General features: G+C 71.1%; 15 protein-coding genes and 2 tRNA genes. 3 read left to right on the top strand and 14 right to left on the bottom strand.

The features are described 5' to 3' along the window. Window positions 1-15 precede the first annotated feature (15 nt). The 3 genes from OG959_RS26360 to leuS form a co-directional block, all read right to left on the bottom strand. Window positions 16-861: a DegV family protein gene (locus tag OG959_RS26360; protein ID WP_326662322.1), complete on the bottom strand. Its 846-nt coding sequence runs from the start codon at window positions 859-861 to the stop codon at window positions 16-18. A gap of 197 nt (window positions 862-1,058) precedes the next feature. Continuing rightward, window positions 1,059-1,784 carry a hypothetical protein gene (locus OG959_RS26355; protein ID WP_326662320.1) on the bottom strand — a complete coding sequence of 242 codons (726 nt, stop codon included), beginning with the start codon at window positions 1,782-1,784 and terminating at the stop codon, window positions 1,059-1,061. Between the two features lie 175 nt (window positions 1,785-1,959). After that, window positions 1,960-4,833 (bottom strand): leucine--tRNA ligase, encoded by a 2,874-nt coding sequence (leuS, locus tag OG959_RS26350; protein WP_326662318.1) that lies wholly within the window; start codon window positions 4,831-4,833, stop codon window positions 1,960-1,962. Between the two features lie 394 nt (window positions 4,834-5,227). Here leuS and OG959_RS26345 point away from each other — a divergent pair, with 394 nt between their 5' ends. Both OG959_RS26345 and OG959_RS26340 read left to right on the top strand, forming a co-directional pair. After that, the gene (locus tag OG959_RS26345; RefSeq protein WP_326662316.1) at window positions 5,228-6,535 is read left to right on the top strand and encodes a hypothetical protein; all 1,308 of its coding nucleotides are present in this window, start codon (window positions 5,228-5,230) and stop codon (window positions 6,533-6,535) included. Next, window positions 6,532-8,109 (top strand): ferredoxin, encoded by a 1,578-nt coding sequence (locus OG959_RS26340; protein ID WP_326662314.1) that lies wholly within the window; start codon window positions 6,532-6,534, stop codon window positions 8,107-8,109. Before OG959_RS26345 ends, OG959_RS26340 begins: the two co-directional genes overlap by 4 nt. Window positions 8,110-8,169: 60 nt before the next feature. Here OG959_RS26340 and OG959_RS26335 read toward each other — a convergent pair. The 9 genes from OG959_RS26335 to OG959_RS26295 all read right to left on the bottom strand — a co-directional run bounded on the left by OG959_RS26335 (window position 8,170) and on the right by OG959_RS26295 (window position 13,194). Continuing rightward, window positions 8,170-8,242 (bottom strand) — tRNA-Ala (locus OG959_RS26335). A 110-nt stretch (window positions 8,243-8,352) separates the two neighbouring features. Beyond that, window positions 8,353-8,586, bottom strand: coding sequence for a hypothetical protein (locus OG959_RS26330; protein WP_148018647.1), 234 nt, complete (start codon window positions 8,584-8,586; stop codon window positions 8,353-8,355). 289 nt (window positions 8,587-8,875) lie between these two features. Continuing rightward, window positions 8,876-8,948: transfer RNA gene (locus OG959_RS26325), tRNA-Ala, on the bottom strand. Between the two features lie 128 nt (window positions 8,949-9,076). Further along, window positions 9,077-9,730, bottom strand: a complete 654-nt coding sequence (locus tag OG959_RS26320) for a histidine phosphatase family protein (RefSeq protein ID WP_326666618.1) — start codon at window positions 9,728-9,730, stop codon at window positions 9,077-9,079. Continuing rightward, a complete protein-coding gene (gene rsfS, locus OG959_RS26315) occupies window positions 9,727-10,158 on the bottom strand; it encodes a ribosome silencing factor (protein WP_219571509.1) in 432 nt (143 codons plus the stop codon). The genes OG959_RS26320 and rsfS overlap by 4 nt, the downstream gene beginning before the upstream one ends. A 213-nt stretch (window positions 10,159-10,371) precedes the next feature. Then, entirely contained in the window at window positions 10,372-12,120 is a 1,749-nt protein-coding gene (locus OG959_RS26310) for an LCP family protein (RefSeq protein WP_326662312.1), read from the bottom strand. Between the two features lie 19 nt (window positions 12,121-12,139). Further along, entirely contained in the window at window positions 12,140-12,757 is a 618-nt protein-coding gene (gene nadD / locus OG959_RS26305; protein WP_219571511.1) for a nicotinate-nucleotide adenylyltransferase, read from the bottom strand. Between the two features lie 38 nt (window positions 12,758-12,795). After that, a complete protein-coding gene (locus tag OG959_RS26300; RefSeq protein ID WP_187285139.1) occupies window positions 12,796-12,957 on the bottom strand; it encodes a hypothetical protein in 162 nt (53 codons plus the stop codon). Window positions 12,958-13,041: 84 nt separating this feature from the next. Continuing rightward, window positions 13,042-13,194, bottom strand: coding sequence for a hypothetical protein (locus OG959_RS26295; protein ID WP_219571512.1), 153 nt, complete (start codon window positions 13,192-13,194; stop codon window positions 13,042-13,044). Between the two features lie 110 nt (window positions 13,195-13,304). On the opposite strand from OG959_RS26295, the gene OG959_RS26290 reads away from it, so the two are divergent. Continuing rightward, window positions 13,305-14,453 (top strand): M48 family metallopeptidase, encoded by a 1,149-nt coding sequence (locus OG959_RS26290; protein WP_326662310.1) that lies wholly within the window; start codon window positions 13,305-13,307, stop codon window positions 14,451-14,453. On the opposite strand, the gene OG959_RS26285 is transcribed toward OG959_RS26290, so the two are convergent. Beyond that, window positions 14,377-15,504, bottom strand: coding sequence for an SCO2583 family membrane protein (locus OG959_RS26285; protein ID WP_326662308.1), 1,128 nt, complete (start codon window positions 15,502-15,504; stop codon window positions 14,377-14,379). The genes OG959_RS26290 and OG959_RS26285 overlap by 77 nt on opposite strands. Window positions 15,505-15,818: 314 nt before the next feature. Further along, complete coding sequence (locus tag OG959_RS26280; protein ID WP_326662307.1) at window positions 15,819-16,406, bottom strand: SCO2584 family spore wall biosynthesis protein; 588 nt, start codon at window positions 16,404-16,406, stop codon at window positions 15,819-15,821. Window positions 16,407-16,423: the final 17 nt, after the last annotated feature.

Below are 16,423 nucleotides of genomic sequence, written 5' to 3'. Positions count from 1 at the left end.
CTCCGGAGAGTGACGTCAGCGAGGCGAAATCACCGCTCCCAGCAGCCCAGGACCGGTGTGCGCGCCGATCACCGCGCCCACCTCGCTGACATGCAGGTCGGCCAGGCCCGGAATCCGCTCACGCAGCCGCTCGGCGAGGCGCTCGGCCCGCTCCGGGGCCGCGAGGTGATGCACCGCGATGTCCACCGGTCCGCTGCCCGCCCGCTCCGCGACGATCTCCTCCAGCCGGGCGATGGCCTTCGAGGCCGTCCGTACCTTCTCCAGCAGTTCGATCCGGCCGCCGTCCAACTGCAGGAGCGGCTTCACTGCGAGGGCCGAACCGAGCAGGGCCTGCGCGGCGCCGATCCGGCCGCCACGGCGCAGATAGTCCAGGGTGTCGACGTAGAAGTAGGCCGACGTACCCGCCGCCCTCTTCTCGGCGGCGGCCACCGCGTCGTCCTGGCTGCCGCCCGCCTCGGCCGCCTCCGCCGCGGCCAGGGCACAGAATCCGAGGGCCATGGCGACCATGCCGGTGTCCACCACGCGCACCGGCACCGGGGCGTCCTTCGCCGCGAGAAGAGCGGCGTCGTACGTGCCGGAGAACTCCGCCGACAGGTGCAGCGAGACGATGGCGCTCGCCCCCGCGTCGGCAGCCGCGCGGTAGGCGGCGGCGAAGACCTCGGGACTGGGCCGTGAAGTCGTCACGGAACGGCGCTTCTGCAGGGCCAGGGCGAGGGAGCGGGCCGAGATCTCGGTGCCCTCCTCCAGCGCCTGGTCGCCGAGAACGACGGTCAGCGGCACTGCGGTGATGCCATGCCGTTCCATCGCCTGGGGCGGCAGGTAGGCCGTGGAATCGGTGACGATCGCGACATGGCGGGACATGAGCGGGAGGTTACCTGCCGGGGAGGGGGCTCGGCAGTCCGACCCCGACCGAATGATCAGTTCCGGTCGCTTCGGGCCGCATCCCGCCATCCTCGTTCACCTGCTGCCGGCCGCCGCCACCCGCTCCTGCCAACCGTGGCCACGACCACAACCGCCGACCCTGGCCACGACCACAACCACAACCACAACCAACAAGATCAGTTCGTGGTCTCCGGCCGTGCCGCCTTCTGCCACGGATATCCCGTCCCCAGCCGGGGGTCCGGGGCCGTGATGGCCTGCGGGGCCCCCTCACTGCCCGCCGGGTCCGTCCCGGACCGCTCCTGACCGCGGGCCGCCGGAGACTCCGGAGCCGCCGCCCGAGCCTCCGCGGCCGGCTCCTCCGTCGTCCAGTGCCGCAGCGCCCCGGCCTCCACGTCGATCTGCACGTTCAGCGCCTCCAGGTCGTCGTCGGCGAACTGCCGGGCCCGGTCCCTGGCGGCCCACCGCAGGGACTCCGCGGCGCGCGTGATCCGCTCGGTGCGCTTCTTCAGGTCCGGCAGCAGCGAGGTGACCGTCGCCTTGTCGGGCTCGCGCTCCAGCCGCTTCAGGTCCTCGTCCAGCTCGCGGCCGTGCACCCCGAGGCGCTGGAACAGGCCCAGCGACTCCGAGAGCGAGGCGTCCTCGACCGCGCCCGACTGCAGCGCCTCCTGAGTGGCCCGCATCGAGGTGCGCAGCGAGAGGCGGAGCTGCGCCAGTTCGCCGCCGACGCCCAGCTGCCCGTAGCTCTTGGCCCGCAGCGTGGTGTCCTCCACCGTGCGGCGGGCCTGCGTGATCGTGCGGTCCACGCCGCGCTTGGCGGCGCCGACGACCTTGACGGTCGCGTAGACGCCCAGGGCCATGAAGGCGACGACGAGCAGCCCCAGAATCAGGATCACGGCTTCCATGAGCGCCCCTCGGATGGTGTGACGGCTTGCGGCACGGTTTCACCCGCCCCTCCACCGTAAACGGAACGGGCAGGCGGAGGGTTCCATCGGAACCCCCAACCTGCCCGTAGGGGAAAGCCCTCACACCCGGAGAGCGGCCCCACACCGTCACGACGACGAGCGCCGCGGCCGCCGACTAGGCCGGAACGATGTTCACCAGCTTCGGTGCCCGGACGATCACCTTGCGGATGCCCGCTCCGTCCAGTGCCGCGACGACGGCCGGGTCGGCCAGGGCCAGGGCCTCCAGCTCGGTGTCCGTGATCGACGGGGAGATCTCCAGGCGAGCCCGGACCTTGCCCTTGATCTGGACGACGCAGGTCACGGTCTCGTCCACGACGTACGCCGGGTCGGCGACCGGGAAGTCCTGGTGCACGACCGACTCGGTGTGACCCAGCCGGCGCCACAGCTCCTCGGCGATGTGCGGCGCCAGCGGCGCCACCAGCAGCACCAGTGCCTCGGCGACGGGGCGCGGCAGCGGGCCACCGGCCTTGGTCAGGTGGTTGTTCAGCTCGGTGACCTTGGCGATGGCCGTGTTGAAGCGCATCCCGGCCATGTCGCCGCCGACGCCGTCGATCGCCTTGTGCAGCGCGCGCAGCGTGTCCTCACCGGGCTCGGTGTCGACGACGGTGACCTCGCCGCTCTCCTCGTCGACGATGTTGCGCCACAGCCGCTGCAGCAGCCGGTACTGGCCGACGACCGCACGCGTGTCCCAGGGACGCGACACGTCCAGGGGGCCCATGGCCATCTCGTACAGGCGCAGCGTGTCCGCGCCGTACTCGCCGCAGATCTCGTCGGGCGTCACGGCGTTCTTCAGGGACTTGCCCATCTTGCCCAGGACGCGGGAGACCTTCTCGCCCTCGTAGTAGTACGCCCCGTCGCGCTCCTCGACCTCGGCTGCCGGGACCGCGATGCCGCGGCTGTCCCGGTAGACGAACGCCTGGATCATGCCCTGGTTGTACAGCTTGTGGAAGGGCTCGGCGGACGAGACGTGGCCCAGGTCGTGCAGCACCTTGGACCAGAAGCGGGCGTACAGCAGGTGCAGTACGGCGTGCTCGGCACCGCCCACGTACAGGTCGACACCACCGGTCGGCTGCCCCTCGCGCGGGCCCATCCAGTACTGCTCGATCTCCGGGTCGACCAGCTTGTCGCTGTTGTTCGGGTCCAGGTAGCGCAGCTCGTACCAGCAGGAACCGGCCCAGTTGGGCATCGTGTTGGTCTCGCGGCGGTACTTCCGCGGACCGGCGCCGTCGCCCAGGTCCAGCGTGACGTTGACCCAGTCGGCGTTGCGCGACAGCGGCGTCTCCGGCTGGGTGTCGGCGTCGTCCGGGTCGAAGGTGCGCGGCGAGTAGTCGTCGACCTCCGGCAGCTCCAGCGGCAGCATCGACTCGGGCAGCGGGTGGGCGATGCCCTCCTCGTCGTACACGATCGGGAAGGGCTCGCCCCAGTAGCGCTGGCGGCTGAACAGCCAGTCGCGCAGCCGGAAGTTGACGGTGCCCTCGCCGACCCCGTGCTCCTTCAGCCACTCGGTGATCCGGATCTTGGCATCGACGACGCCCAGGCCGTCCAGCGAGATCTCGCCGTTCGCGGAGTTGACCAGCTTCGCGTCGTACGAGCCGAAGGCGTCCTCCCACGTGGAGGCGTCCGTGCCGCGGTCGTCCGACGGCTCGACGACACAGCGCATCGGCAGCTCGAAGGCGCGTGCGAAGGCGAAGTCGCGCGCGTCGTGCGCCGGTACGGCCATGATCGCGCCGGTGCCGTAGCCCATCAGGACGTAGTCGGCGATGAAGACGGGTACCTGCTCGCCGCTGACCGGGTTGGTCGCGTACGCGCCGGTGAAGACGCCGGTCTTGTCCTTGGCCTCGGCCTGGCGCTCCACGTCGGACTTGGCGGCGGCCTGCTTGCGGTACGCGGTGACGGCCTCGGCCGGGGTCGCGTGGCCGCCGGTCCAGACCGCGTGGGTGCCGTCGGGCCAGGCGGTGGGAGTGATCCGTTCGACCAGCTCGTGCTCGGGCGCCAGCACCATGTAGGTGGCGCCGAACAGGGTGTCCTGGCGGGTGGTGAAGACGGTGATGCTGCCGGCTCCGTCGACCGGGAAGTCGACGCGCGCGCCCTCGGAGCGGCCGATCCAGTTGCGCTGCTGCAGCTTGATGGCCTCGGGCCAGTCCAGCCCGTCCAGGTCGTTCAGCAGCCGGTCCGCGTAGGCCGTGATGCGCATGTTCCACTGGCGCAGCTTGGCCTTGAACACGGGGAAGTTGCCGCGCTCGGAGCGACCGTCGGCCGTGACCTCCTCGTTGGCCAGGACGGTGCCCAGGCCCGGCGACCAGTTGACGGGCGCGTCGGAGGCGTAGGCCAGCCGGTGGTCACTCAGGACGTCGGCGCGCTCGGCGGCGCTCAGGGCGCTCCAGTCACGGCCGTCCGGAGTCGGGCGCTCGCCGCTCTCGAACTGGGCGACCAGCTCGGCGATCGGCCGGGCGCGGTCCGCGTCGGTGTCGTACCAGGAGTTGAAGATCTGCAGGAAGATCCACTGGGTCCACTTGTAGTACTCGGACTCGATCGTGGCGAACGAGCGGCGCTTGTCGTGGCCCAGGCCCAGCCGGCGCAGCTGCGCCGTCATGTTCTCGATGTTGGCCTCGGTCGAGATCCGCGGGTGCGTGCCGGTCTGGACGGCGTACTGCTCCGCGGGCAGGCCGAAGGCGTCGAAGCCCAGGGTGTGCAGGACGTTGTGGCCGCTCATCCGCTGGTGACGGGCGAAGACATCGGTGGCGATGTAGCCCAGCGGGTGGCCCACGTGCAGCCCCGCCCCCGAGGGGTACGGGAACATGTCCATGATGAACTTCTTCGGCTTGGCGGCCAGCTCCGGGTCGCCCGCCAGGTCACCGGTCGGGTTCGGTGCCTCGTACGTGCCCTCGGCGTCCCAGAAGTCCTGCCAGCGTGCCTCGATGTCGGCGGCCATCGCTGCCGTATAGCGGTGCGGCGCAGCAACGTCGGCTGCGGAATTCGTCTCGCTCATGATCCTCAAAGCTCCATCGATCGTCATCTGCCGGCGCCCACGTCTACGGACACGCGTCTACGGAAACGAAAAAGCCCCTCGCACAGGAGGGGACGCCGCGCTGATGCCGACCAGGCATTCTCACCGGTCGGGACTGATCAGCGCGGCTCGCTAAGCAGAAGGCGTACGGCACGCATGGCGTCAGGGTACCGCACGGGCCCGGCTCTCATCCGGGCGCCGCCGATCCGTGGACACGAGGGGCGGTGGACCACGCGTCAGAACGTCCGGGAAGCGGGGGTTACTCCGCGTAATGCCCTCTATCGGGGCAACCATCCAAACCTCGTACCGGCCGGTATGGGGCGACTTAGCATGCGGCAACGGGACCGCTTTGCCGAGCCATTCGGAGTCGCCCCCCATGAACCCTCATCGCAAGATCCGCTCATCGGCCGCCCCTTTCCAGGGGCCGAGCCGTCAGGTGCAGGGCGGGCTGACCGTCACTGTGCTGGTTCTGCTGCCGCTGCTCGCCGTGGCGGGCAGTGACGGTGTACGCGCCACGCTCGACTTCACGACCGGTGTCCTCTCGCTGGTCTCGCTCACCGCCGCGGTGGGCTGGGGCCTCCTCGCGACCGACCGGCTGTTCCTCTCCTCGCGTCAGCGGCTGATCGGCCAGGCCGTCCACCGCACCGCCGCGGCCGCCTCGCTTGGCTTCCTGCTGCTCCATGTCACGGTGAAGGTCTCGCTGGGGCACGTGGCGCTGCTCGGCGCCGTCGTCCCCTTCGGTCTCGGTGTCGGGGGTACGGCGGGGCTCATCGGCTTCGGCGCGCTGGCCGGACTGCTGATGGTGGTGGCCGCCGCCACGGGTGCGCTGCGCAGCGCCTTCGCCAGCCCCAGCAAGGTCGCCGGGCGCTGGCGTGCGCTGCACGCGCTGTCCTACCCGGCCTGGTGCGCCGCGCTGGTGCACGGCCTGTACGCGGGCAGGCCGCCCGCGGTCTGGGTCGTCGTGATGTACAGCCTGTGTCTCGTCGCGGTGGCGGCCGTGCTGTGCCTGCGCATGCTGCCACCGCCGGTGAAACGGCGGATCGCCGGACTGATCACCGCTCTGGTCAAGCCGGACGCCCTGCCCGACGATCCGGAGCCGGTGGCCCGCGCGGCCCCGCTGCCCGGTGCGGACACCACGGCCCTGCCGGGGGCGTACGGTGCGGACGCCGTCAGCACCGGCACCGGCCGCAGCGGCCTCGGCGGTCAGTTGCGCGGCACCCCGCTGCCCTCGTCCTTCGAGCACCCCCGGACCACGCTCCCGGCACCCGCCCCGCCGTTGTACGAGGCCCCGCCCCGCAGCTCCGACCGCCTCACCGGCCCTCCCCCGAGCAGGCCCGGCGGCCTCAAGGGGCCCGGGCCGGGGATAGCCGCCGGGTACCGCGCGGTCTCGCCGGCCGCCGGAACGGCCACGCGGCGGGAGCCGTCCGGACGCTGGCCGGCGCCTTCGCCCGCCCCGCCGGTCCAGGCGCTGCGCCCGCCGCCCGGGCCCGCGGCAGCGGCGGACCCTCCGTACACGGCGTACGAGCCCCCCGCGCCCTACGCACCCGCCCAGGAACCTCCGTACGTCTCCGGAGCCGCGACCGCCCCACTGCCCGCCGTCGGCGACACCGCACCGCTTCCGGGGCCGTTCTACCCGCCCCCGGCCGGAGAGCCCTGGACCGCACCCGCAGGAGACCGACCGTGAACATCCCCCTCCCCGACGTACCGGAAGTGCGCGTCGTCGGCCTCCCCCAACTGACCAGCGGATTCGACCTGGTGGAGCGGCTCGACCTCGGTATGCACCTGAAGGTGCACGGACCACTGGAGCCGATGACCGGCGAACGTCTGGCGGAGCTCGCCGAGTCCATCTCGCTGAACGGCCGCGGCGGAGCCGGATTCCCCTTCGGCAGAAAACTGCGGGCCGTCGCCAAGGCGTCGATCCGGCGAGGGGTGCGGCCGGTCGTCGTGATCAACGGCAGCGAGGGCGAGCCCGCCTGCCGCAAGGACACGGTGCTCCTCAACCGCGCCCCCCACCTCATCCTGGACGGCGCCCTGCTGGCCGCGGAGGCGCTCGGCGCCCGCACCCTGATCGTCGCCGTCACCCGCAACTCCACGGAGATCTCGGTACGGTCCGCCCTCGCCGAGCGGGGTCTGTCCGACCGGCGCGGGCAGCCCTTGCGGGCCCGGGTGGTGCGTACGCCGGAACGCATGGTCTCCGGTGAGGCCTCGGCCGTCATCCGGGCCGCGTCCGGTGGCCCCGCACTGCCGCCGGGGCGCCGCGAACGGGCTGCCGAGTCGGGGGTCGGGGGCGCCCCGACCCTGCTGTCGAATGCGGAGACGTACGCGCAACTCGCCGTCGCCGCCCGCATGGGCGCGCGTCGCTACGGGAACACCGGGCTGCCCGACGAGCCGGGAACGGTGCTCCTCACGCTCTCCGGCGCGGTCGCGCGGCCGATGGTCGTCGAGGTGCCCACGGGGGTGCCGCTGCGGTACGTGCTCCAGCTGGCCGGCGCGCCCCCACTGCCGCAGGGCGTGCTGACGGGCGGTTATCACGGCAATTGGATCAGTGCGAACGCCCTGCATGACGCCGTCGTCTCCCGTCAGTCGCTGGCCGCGGTGGGCGGCGCGCTGGGAGCGGGCGCGATCCTGCCGATCGGGCCGGAGACCTGTCCGCTCGGCGAGTCCCTGCGCGTGGCGAACTGGCTGGCCGCCGAGACCGCGGGCCAGTGCGGCCCGTGCAAGCTCGGGCTGCCGGCCGCCGCGGGCGGGCTCTCCGACGTGCTGAACGGGGGCGGGCCGGCGGCACTGGAGGCGCTGCGTGAGGTGACCCTGGCGGTGAAGGGGCGGGGCGCCTGCAAGCACCCGGACGGTTCGGCGCGCTTCCTGTCCTCCACACTCTCCACGTTCACCGACGATCTGGCCGCGCATGTGCTGGACGGCGGCTGCGGCCGCGAGACGCTCGGCGTCCTGCCGCTTCCGGCACCCGGTTACCAAGATGTGGAGGAGTCCATTCCCAGCGGCGAGAAGCTGGCCGTGGACTGGACGCTCTGCCGGGGCCACGGCCTGTGCGCCGACATCGTCCCGGAGTTGATCAGACTGGGCGCCGACGGCTACCCCGCCCTCGCGGACGCCGCGGTCCCGATGCATCTGCGGGGACGCGCACAGCGTGCCGTACGCCGTTGTCCCGCCCTGGCGCTCCGGATCGAGCAACCGGCTCCCGAGCGGCCCGTCCTGCCTCCGGGCAGCGGCCGGAAGGCCCTCGGCAGCGGCCGGAGTTGACCTGACACAAACGACTGGCGGGCCATCCGAATCGGATGGCCCGCCAGTCGTTCTTCACTGTGGAGCTAAGGAGAATTGAACTCCTGACCTCCTGCATGCCATGCAGGCGCTCTACCAACTGAGCTATAGCCCCGTGCTGTGTTGCCCGGTCTCCCGTGGCGACATCGAGAACATTACCGGTCACCCCGGCCGTCCACCAAATCGTTTCCGATCGGCCCCTCTCCGGCCGATCACCGAGGCGGGTCAGGCGGTGGCGAAGGAGTAGAACCGCTTCAGCGTGCAGTGCTCCTCCAGCAGCCGTCCGTAGATCGGCTCCCCCTCGAGCTCCCGATAGGTCTCGATGGGGTCCCCCTTTATGACCAGCGCCCGTGCGCATTCCTCGCACCAGTACTGGTAGTCCACGTTGACCGGGTCCATGTCCCTGACGATGGGCGTACCGCTGCCGCACCAGTCGCATTTCCGCCTGTGTGCACCCATGCATCAGCTCCGGGTGCGGCCGCGGGCCGTGCACAGGGGGAGGATTCCGGTGTGACCACCGGGCGTTCGGATCACCGGGGGACGCATCGGGACGGGCTCCGGGGGCAGGTCCGGGAGCTCGTGGCGGCTCGCAGGCATCGCACGCTCCTCCCCGTTCGGTCCGTCTCCCCCTCCGGCGGTCCGATTCTGCCATGAGCCCGCAAGGGGGGCAGCCCGCCGGAGATCCTCGGAGACCAGACCCGGGAACAAGCAAGGATCCCGCCCCCTGACGGGGACGGGATCCTGATTGTGGAGCTAAGGAGAATTGAACTCCTGACCTCCTGCATGCCATGCAGGCGCTCTACCAACTGAGCTATAGCCCCGCTGTCCGCTGTGTTTCCCTGCGTTTCCGCGCTGCGAACAAGAAGAACTTTAGCCTGTGACCAGCCAGAAAGTGAAATCCGGCCCGTGCTGCCCGAAGACGCCCCGCGGGCGCCGCCCGGGCACCCGGTCAGGCGTCGTCGCCGAGCACAGGTTCGGGCAGGGTGCCGGCGTTGTGCTCCAGCAGGCGCCAGCCGCGGGCGCCCTCGCCCAGCACCGACCAGCAGCAGTTGGAGAGTCCGCCGAGCCCTTCCCAGTGGTGCGCTTCCAGACCCAGCAGCCGGCCGATGGTGGTCCGGATGGTGCCACCGTGGCTGACGACGACGAGCGTGCCGTCGTCGGGCAGCTTGTCGGCGTGCGCGAGCACGACGGGGGCAGCCCTGTCGGCGACCTCGGTCTCCAGCTCACCGCCGCCGCGCCGTACGGGCTCGCCGCGCTTCCACGCCGCGTACTGCTCGCCGTACAGCCCCACGATCTCCTCGTGGGTGAGGCCCTGCCAGGCACCCGCATAGGTCTCACGCAGACCCGGGTCGTGCGCGATGGCGTGCCCGGTGATCGCGGCGAGCTCGGCCGCCGTGGCCGCGGCCCGCCGCAGATCGGATGCGACGATCGCGTCCGGCTTCAGCGAGGCGAGCAGCCGGGCGGCCCGCCGGGCCTGCCCGACGCCCTCTTCGGTGAGGTCGATGTCCGTGGTGCCCTGGAACCGGCGCTCCAGGTTCCACGCCGTCTGGCCGTGTCGCCAGAGGACGATCCTGCGGCCCCTGCCGCCTCCGCTGCCGGTCAGCTCTGTTCACCTTCCGTGCCGCCGGTGAGCTGTGCGTGCTCCTCGGCCTTGCCGCGGGTCTTCACGGCGTCCTCGGGAAGGGGGATCTCGGGGCAGTCCTTCCACAGGCGCTCCAGCGCGTAGAAGACGCGCTCCTCGCTGTGCTGGACGTGGATGACGATGTCGACGTAGTCGAGGAGGATCCAGCGGGCGTCGCGGTCGCCCTCACGGCGGACCGGCTTGGCGCCGAGCTTCTTCTGAAGCTGCTCCTCGATCTCGTCGACGATCGACTTGACCTGGCGGTCGTTGGGGGCCGAAGCCAGCAGGAAGGCGTCCGTGATCGACAGCACGTCGCTGACGTCGTACGCAATGATGTCGTGCGCGAGCCGGTCGGCGGCCGCCTGAGCGGCGGCGTTGATGAGCTCGATGGAGCGGTCCGTGGCGGTCACATGCAGGCTTTCGTCGGCGGTCAGATCAACCTCTAGGGTCTCACGGACCGCCGACAGCCCACGCAGTCATCTTTCGAAGCCGTTCAGAAGTCGTCGGGCGGCGCCCCGGAGCAGGACCGGAGCAGGTCCGGGAACGGCTGCGGGGCGGCTCCGGAAAGGACTCCGGAGCCGCCCCGAACCTGACCGGTGCCCCGGCCCGGCCGCGCCGCCGAGCTACTTGATCTTGTAGTCCTTGCCGAGGACGACGGACACGTCAGCGTTACCGGCCGGCTTGCCCGGCTTGGCCGCGCTCGCCGGCAGCCCGAGGGTCGTGGCGACCTCGGCCGCCTTCTTCTTGTCCGCCGCGTCCTTGTAGACGACCTCGGAGGAGGTCACGGCGTCGGACTTCCCGCTGTTGACGAAGGTGTAGCCGCCGTTGACCAGCTCGATCCGGGCGGACTCCGTACCTCGGTCGCTGCCCGTGGCGTTCTTGACGCCGACCCGCACCGCCGCGTCCGCGGCCGGGGCCTTGAACGAGCCGCCCAGGATGTCCTTGACCACGCTCTCCGTGGCGGCCTCGGTCAGGGTGCCGTCGTCCTGGACGGGCAGCAGCGCGGTCTTGTAGTCGCCGATCTTGGCGTGCTCGGCAAGCTTGGCCAGGGAGGCGCCCAGGTCCTGCTCGGGCAGGGACGGGTCGAGGATCTGGGCCAGCGTCTGGACGGTGACCGTGGCGGCCTTCGGGTCGTCGGAGATCTTCCGCAGCACGCCGCGCATGACCTGCCCGAACCGCATCAGCTGCTTGGCCTCGGCCTCGTCGGGACCGCGGTACGTGGCGTACGCGACGGCCATCGGGCCACTGAGGGTCTGCGCCTCGCCCTTCTTCACCAGCGGCGCGGCGCCCTTCTTGGCGTCGGGAACATCGGTGTCCGTGTCGACCTCGATGTTGCCGACCAGGTCGACGAGGTTCTCCAAATACGGGGTGTCGAGCCGCCACGTGCCGCTGATCTCGGTGCCGAGCAGGGAGTCGATGGACTCGCGGGTTCCGGACGTCCCGTCGTCGTCGACCGACTTGCCGAGCGTGGTGGTGGCACCGTCCTCGTCGGAGACGGCCAGCGAGTTGGGCAGCAGGACGGTCGTGCCCTGCTTGGTGGTGACGTTGTCGACGAGCAGGGCCGTGGACGTGCCGCCTGCCTTGGTGTTGTGGAGGTGGACCACGATGACGTCCCGCCGCTGCGGGCCGGTCGCCGCGGTGCTCTTCTCCTCCGACGCGGAGAGGCCGGGAAGCTTGTCCGCCGACCACAGGTAGCCGACGCCGCCGACCACGACGAGGGCGGCGACGACGATCAGCGCGACCATCCGGTTGTGACCGCGCCGGCGCGCTTCCTCCCGGCGTTCACTGCGGCTCTCGGTGAACTTCAGCCAGTCGATGACGTCTTCGGAGTCCTCGTCGGGCTCCTCGATGAAGGAGAACTGCTCCGTGCGGTAGTCGCGGTCGCCTCTGCGCGGCCCCGGGACACCCGTCTCGGGCTCCGTGGCCTGCTCCGGTTCCGGGGCCTGCCGAGGCGGGGCCGGCGCGGCTTCGGGCGCCGGGGCCTGCTGCGGGATGCTCCACTGCTGGGTGGTGTCGACCGCGGCGGGCTGCTGGCCCGTGTCGTAGCCGTAGCCACCGTCGTAGCCGTAGCCCTGCTGCGGAGGCTGCTGCTGCGGGTGGTGCTGGGTGCCGTACGGGTCGTACCGCTGCGGGGGCGCGGTGGGCTGCTGCTGTTGCTGCTGGGCGTACGGGTCGTAGCCGTACCCCTGACCGGCCTGCGGCGCCTGCTGCTGGGGCTGCTGGGCCTGGTGCGGCGCCTGGGGCTGCTGCTGGGCGTACGGGTCGTACGGCTGCTGTCCGGGCTGCTGGTACACCGGCTGCCCGTACTCGTCGTAGCCGACGATCTGCGGCTGCTGGTAGTACGGGTCGTACGGATTCTGTCGGTCGTTCACCGGTGCCCCTCTCCGTGGCTCATTCGCCGCGGTACAGCTGGCGCTTGTCGATGTAGCGGACCACACCGTCCGGCACCAGGTACCAGACCGGCTCCCCCTGGGCGACCCTCGCACGGCAGTCCGTGGAGGAGATGGCCAGTGCGGGAACCTCCACCAGGGAGACGCCCCCCTCCGGCAGCCCGTCGTCCGTGAGCACGTGCCCCGGCCGCGTCACACCGATGAAGTGGGACAACGAGAAGAGCTCGTCGGCGTCCCGCCAGGTGAGGATCTGGGAGAGGGCGTCGGCGCCCGTGATGAAGAAGAGGTCCGCGTCGCCGTGGACCTCGCGCAGGTCCCGCAGGGTGTCGATCGTGTACGTCGGACCCTTGCGGTCGATGTCGCTCCGGCTGACGGAGAACTGCGGGTTGGACGCCGTCGCGATGACGGTCATCAGATAGCGGTCCTCGGCCGGGGAGACCTCCTTGTGGCTCTTCTGCCACGGCTGCCCGGTCGGAACGAAGATCACCTCGTCGAGGTGGAACTGGGCGGCCACTTCACTGGCCGCCACCAGGTGTCCATGATGAATCGGGTCAAACGTCCCGCCCATCACGCCGAGTCGGCGCTTTCCGCGGCCGGTAGGCACTTCCTGCTCTCCCATGCGTGCAGAGCCTACTGGCACAGCTGTACGCCTCGGCCTCAGCGGTCGCGGTTGAAGCGCGTGGTGATCCACAGAAGGAGGAGAAGCGCGACAAACGCACCGCCACCGGTGAGGAGCGGGCTGAGACTTTCGTGGTTTCCACCGTGCTCGCCCTCGGCGGCGACGGTGACCAACTGGTGTGCGGTGCTCGTGAGGCTCATCTTCGGCAGGACCTATCGATCGGGAGTCGGAGGGAAGACGTCGCGGACATCGTATGCGGGCGCCCCGGGCACGCTCACGCCGACTCAGTCGTTGTTGTCGTCGTTGCGGTATCCGCGCAGCAGGAACCAGGCGAGCAGGGCCGCTCCGACGAGCGAGGCGATCAGCACGATGCGGATCGTGTTGCCCGGCCCCTGGTCCTCGGATGCGGCAGCGAGCAGAGCAACGGTGTGCGGCATGTCGGGCGTCTCCTTGGTTATCCACAGCCCCCCGCACACCGTAGCCCCAGCACCTACGCTGGGATTTGTCAGGGGGCGAGCAGCGTCTCGTACGAACAGGGGGCCCATTCATGACCGACGGCAGCCACGAGAGCCAAGGCCAGGTGCCGAGCAGGCAGCGCAGGCGATTCCCCGGGATCTCCTCCCGGGCGTACGAACACCCGGCGGACCGCTCGGCCCTGGTGGCGCTGCGCAGGCTGAGCGGTTTCGACACCGTCTTCAAGGCGCTGAGCGGACTGCTGCCGGAGCGCAGCCTGCGACTGCTCTTCCTGTCGGACTCCGTCCGGGTGAGCGACGCACAGTTCAGCCATCTCAACGACATGCTGCGGGACGCCTGTTACATCCTGGACCTGGAGAAGGTCCCGCCGATGTACGTCAGCCAGAACCCGCAGCCGAACGCCATGTGCATCGGTCTGGACGAGCCGATCATCGTGGTGACGACGGGCCTGGTCGAGCTGCTCGACGAGGAGGAGATGCGGGCGGTCGTCGGCCACGAGGTGGGGCACGCCCTCTCCGGTCACGCCGTGTACCGCACGATCCTGCTCTTCCTCACCAACCTCGCCCTCAAGGTGGCCTGGATCCCCCTCGGCAACGTCGCGATCATGGCGATCGTCACTGCGCTGCGCGAGTGGTTCCGCAAGTCCGAGCTGTCCGCCGACCGGGCCGGGCTGCTGGTCGGCCAGGATCTGCGGGCCTCGATGCGCGGGCTGATGAAGATCGCCGGCGGCAACCATCTCCACGAGATGAACGTGGACGCGTTCCTCGCCCAGGCCGACGAGTACGAGAAGGCCGGCGATCTGCGCGATTCCGTCCTCAAGATCCTTAACGTGCTCCCCCGTTCTCACCCGTTCACCACGGTGCGCGCGGCCGAGCTGAAGAAGTGGTCCGAGACCCGCGACTACCAGCGGATCATGGACGGCCACTACCCGCGGCGCGACGAGGACAAGGACACCTCGGTGACGGACGCGTTCAAGGAGTCCGCCTCGCACTACGCCGATTCGGTGCGCAGCAGCAAGGACCCGCTGATGAAGCTGGTCGGCGACATAGCGGGCGGCGCCGGCGACCTGGGCGGCAAGCTCCGCGACAAGTTCACCGGCGCGGGCGGCGGCAGCGGCAAGGGCGCCGGGGCGGCCGGGGGCGACGCTACGGACGGCTCGCAGGAGTCCCGGAGGCCTGAGGACCCTGAGGATCCGTCCGGTCCCGGGGCGGCGGGGAGCTGATCTCCAGGGTCCCGCACAGCGCTCCGGTGGGCCGGCCCGTCGCGTACGGGTCGGTTCCCGCCGGGCCGCGGGCCACCGCCCGCTCGCCCGCGAGCAGCGGCCGCAGGGCACCGGTGGTGTCGTCCGGGCAGGACTGCGGGCCGGCCTGGACGTAGCTGGTCTGCACCTCCAGCCGGTGCAGCCGCAGATCGTCCCGGTCGAACCGGAAGCGCATCTCCCTCCGCACGGTGAACAGCGAGGCGCCGCCCGCCTTTTGGGGTCCGGAGACGGCCGGGTGGAGCACATAGGCGAAGGTGTGGTCCGACACCACCTCCAGGGCGTCGGCCCCCGTCTCGGCGTACCGCAGGGTGCCCCGGACGCGGATCTCCGGATCGGGGGTGACCTCGTCCGGGTCGAAGCGCACCAGCCAGCCGGCCGCCGCGTGCCGGCCGTCGTCGTGCGGGGTGTCCATGCTCCGTTCGAACTGCTCCATCTGGTCCGGATCGAGGAGTGACTCCACGGGCCGTACCGCGTTCCCGCCGAGGACGTCGAGGTCGAGCGAGGAGGCCATCAGATAGTCCTTGGCCGTGGCCAGGGCGGTGTAGACCTGGCTGTCGGAGAAGTTGTCCGTCCGCCGGGTCACCGGAAGGCTGATGCCCGCGGCCCCCTTCGGGAACGAGGCGGCGGGGCTGCTCGCGAAGAGGCCCGCCGGAGTGCCGGCGGGCACGGCCCCGCGCGGGGCCAGCGGGACGACGGTCATCCGCATCGGCTCGGCCCGCCTGGTGACGGGGTTCTGGTAGGGGTGCCGGAAGCCCATGAAGACGGCGGCACCGAAGGCCAGGGCGATCAGGACGACCAGGGCGAGCGCGGCCCGTGAGCCGTTGCGGACGGACCGGCCCGGCAGGCTCCGGACGGCACGGGCGTGCTCCCCCATGCGCTCCTGGGCGGAGAACTCCTGCAGCCGGGCAGCCCGGACGAAGGACTCGTCGAAGACGAGTGAGCGGTACTCGTCCTCGCTGCCGCTCGCCCCGTTCTCCGACGGGCCTTCGGGTGGATCTCCGCGGTCTGCCATGACTTCTCCCGACTCCACGCCACCGACCGGGGCCGAAACGGTGCACCCCTTCCGGCCGGAAGGCTCCGGGCAGGGTCTGCCCGCCATGCGTGGGCATGCACGGACAAGTGAGAAGCCCCCTCTTCGAACGGGTGAGGGGTCATATCTTCAGAGTAGGTCGATTACGACGGAGGTAAACGCGGTGACGGGCGGGAACTGCCGCGGGGTTCCCCCGGTCGGGCGGATCCGGGCCGGGGAATCGTCAGCGGCCCGGGAGACGTCAGCGGCGGGAGCGGGCACCTCGGCGGCCGGGCCCGGCGGGCGCTTCGGCGGTGTCAGGGGGTGCGCGGGACGGCGGAGACCATCGGGCGGGAGTAGCCGTCCGCGGCGGACGGGGCCGCTGTGGGCCCGGGCGCGCTGTCCACGCCACTCGTCGCCGGGGGCGGCACCTGGTCCTGGCGGTCGCCCGAGGTGTTGCGGAAGACGGCGCTGAAGGCCAGCGCGACCATGCCGACGCCCATCAGCAGTGCGAGCAGCCAGGCCACCGGCCGGTGCCAGCGGGCGGCGCCCCGGTAGGGGCGCAGAGCGCCGCCGTGACGCCCGTAGGGGCCGCTGACGTGGTATTCGTCGTCCTCGTCGAGCGGGTCGTAGTCGGGCCCGTAGGTGCCGCCCGGCCCGTAGCCGTCGTCGTAGAGGTCGTCGTCCAGCGGGCCACCGCCGGCCCGGGCCCGGAACGCGTCGGCCTCGGCGCGCGCCTCGGCGGCGGCCAACAACCGCTCGACCGCGGTCGGTTCGTGGAACTCGGCTGCCTGGACGAAGTCCTCGTCGAACACCACGGAGGCGAAGTCCTCGTCCGCGCCCCCGCGGTCGTCGTCGGGCTCCCAGCCGTTCGGGAACGGCCTGCCCCCCACGTCGTCCGGCACAGCTTCAGCCTAGACCC

This window comes from Streptomyces sp. NBC_00385 (assembly GCF_035917155.1).
GTDB classification, from domain to species: Bacteria; Actinomycetota; Actinomycetes; order Streptomycetales; family Streptomycetaceae; genus Streptomyces; species Streptomyces poriferorum.
The sequence above is the reverse complement of the archived record's forward strand: the minus strand, read 5'-3'. Positions and strand labels throughout refer to the sequence as shown.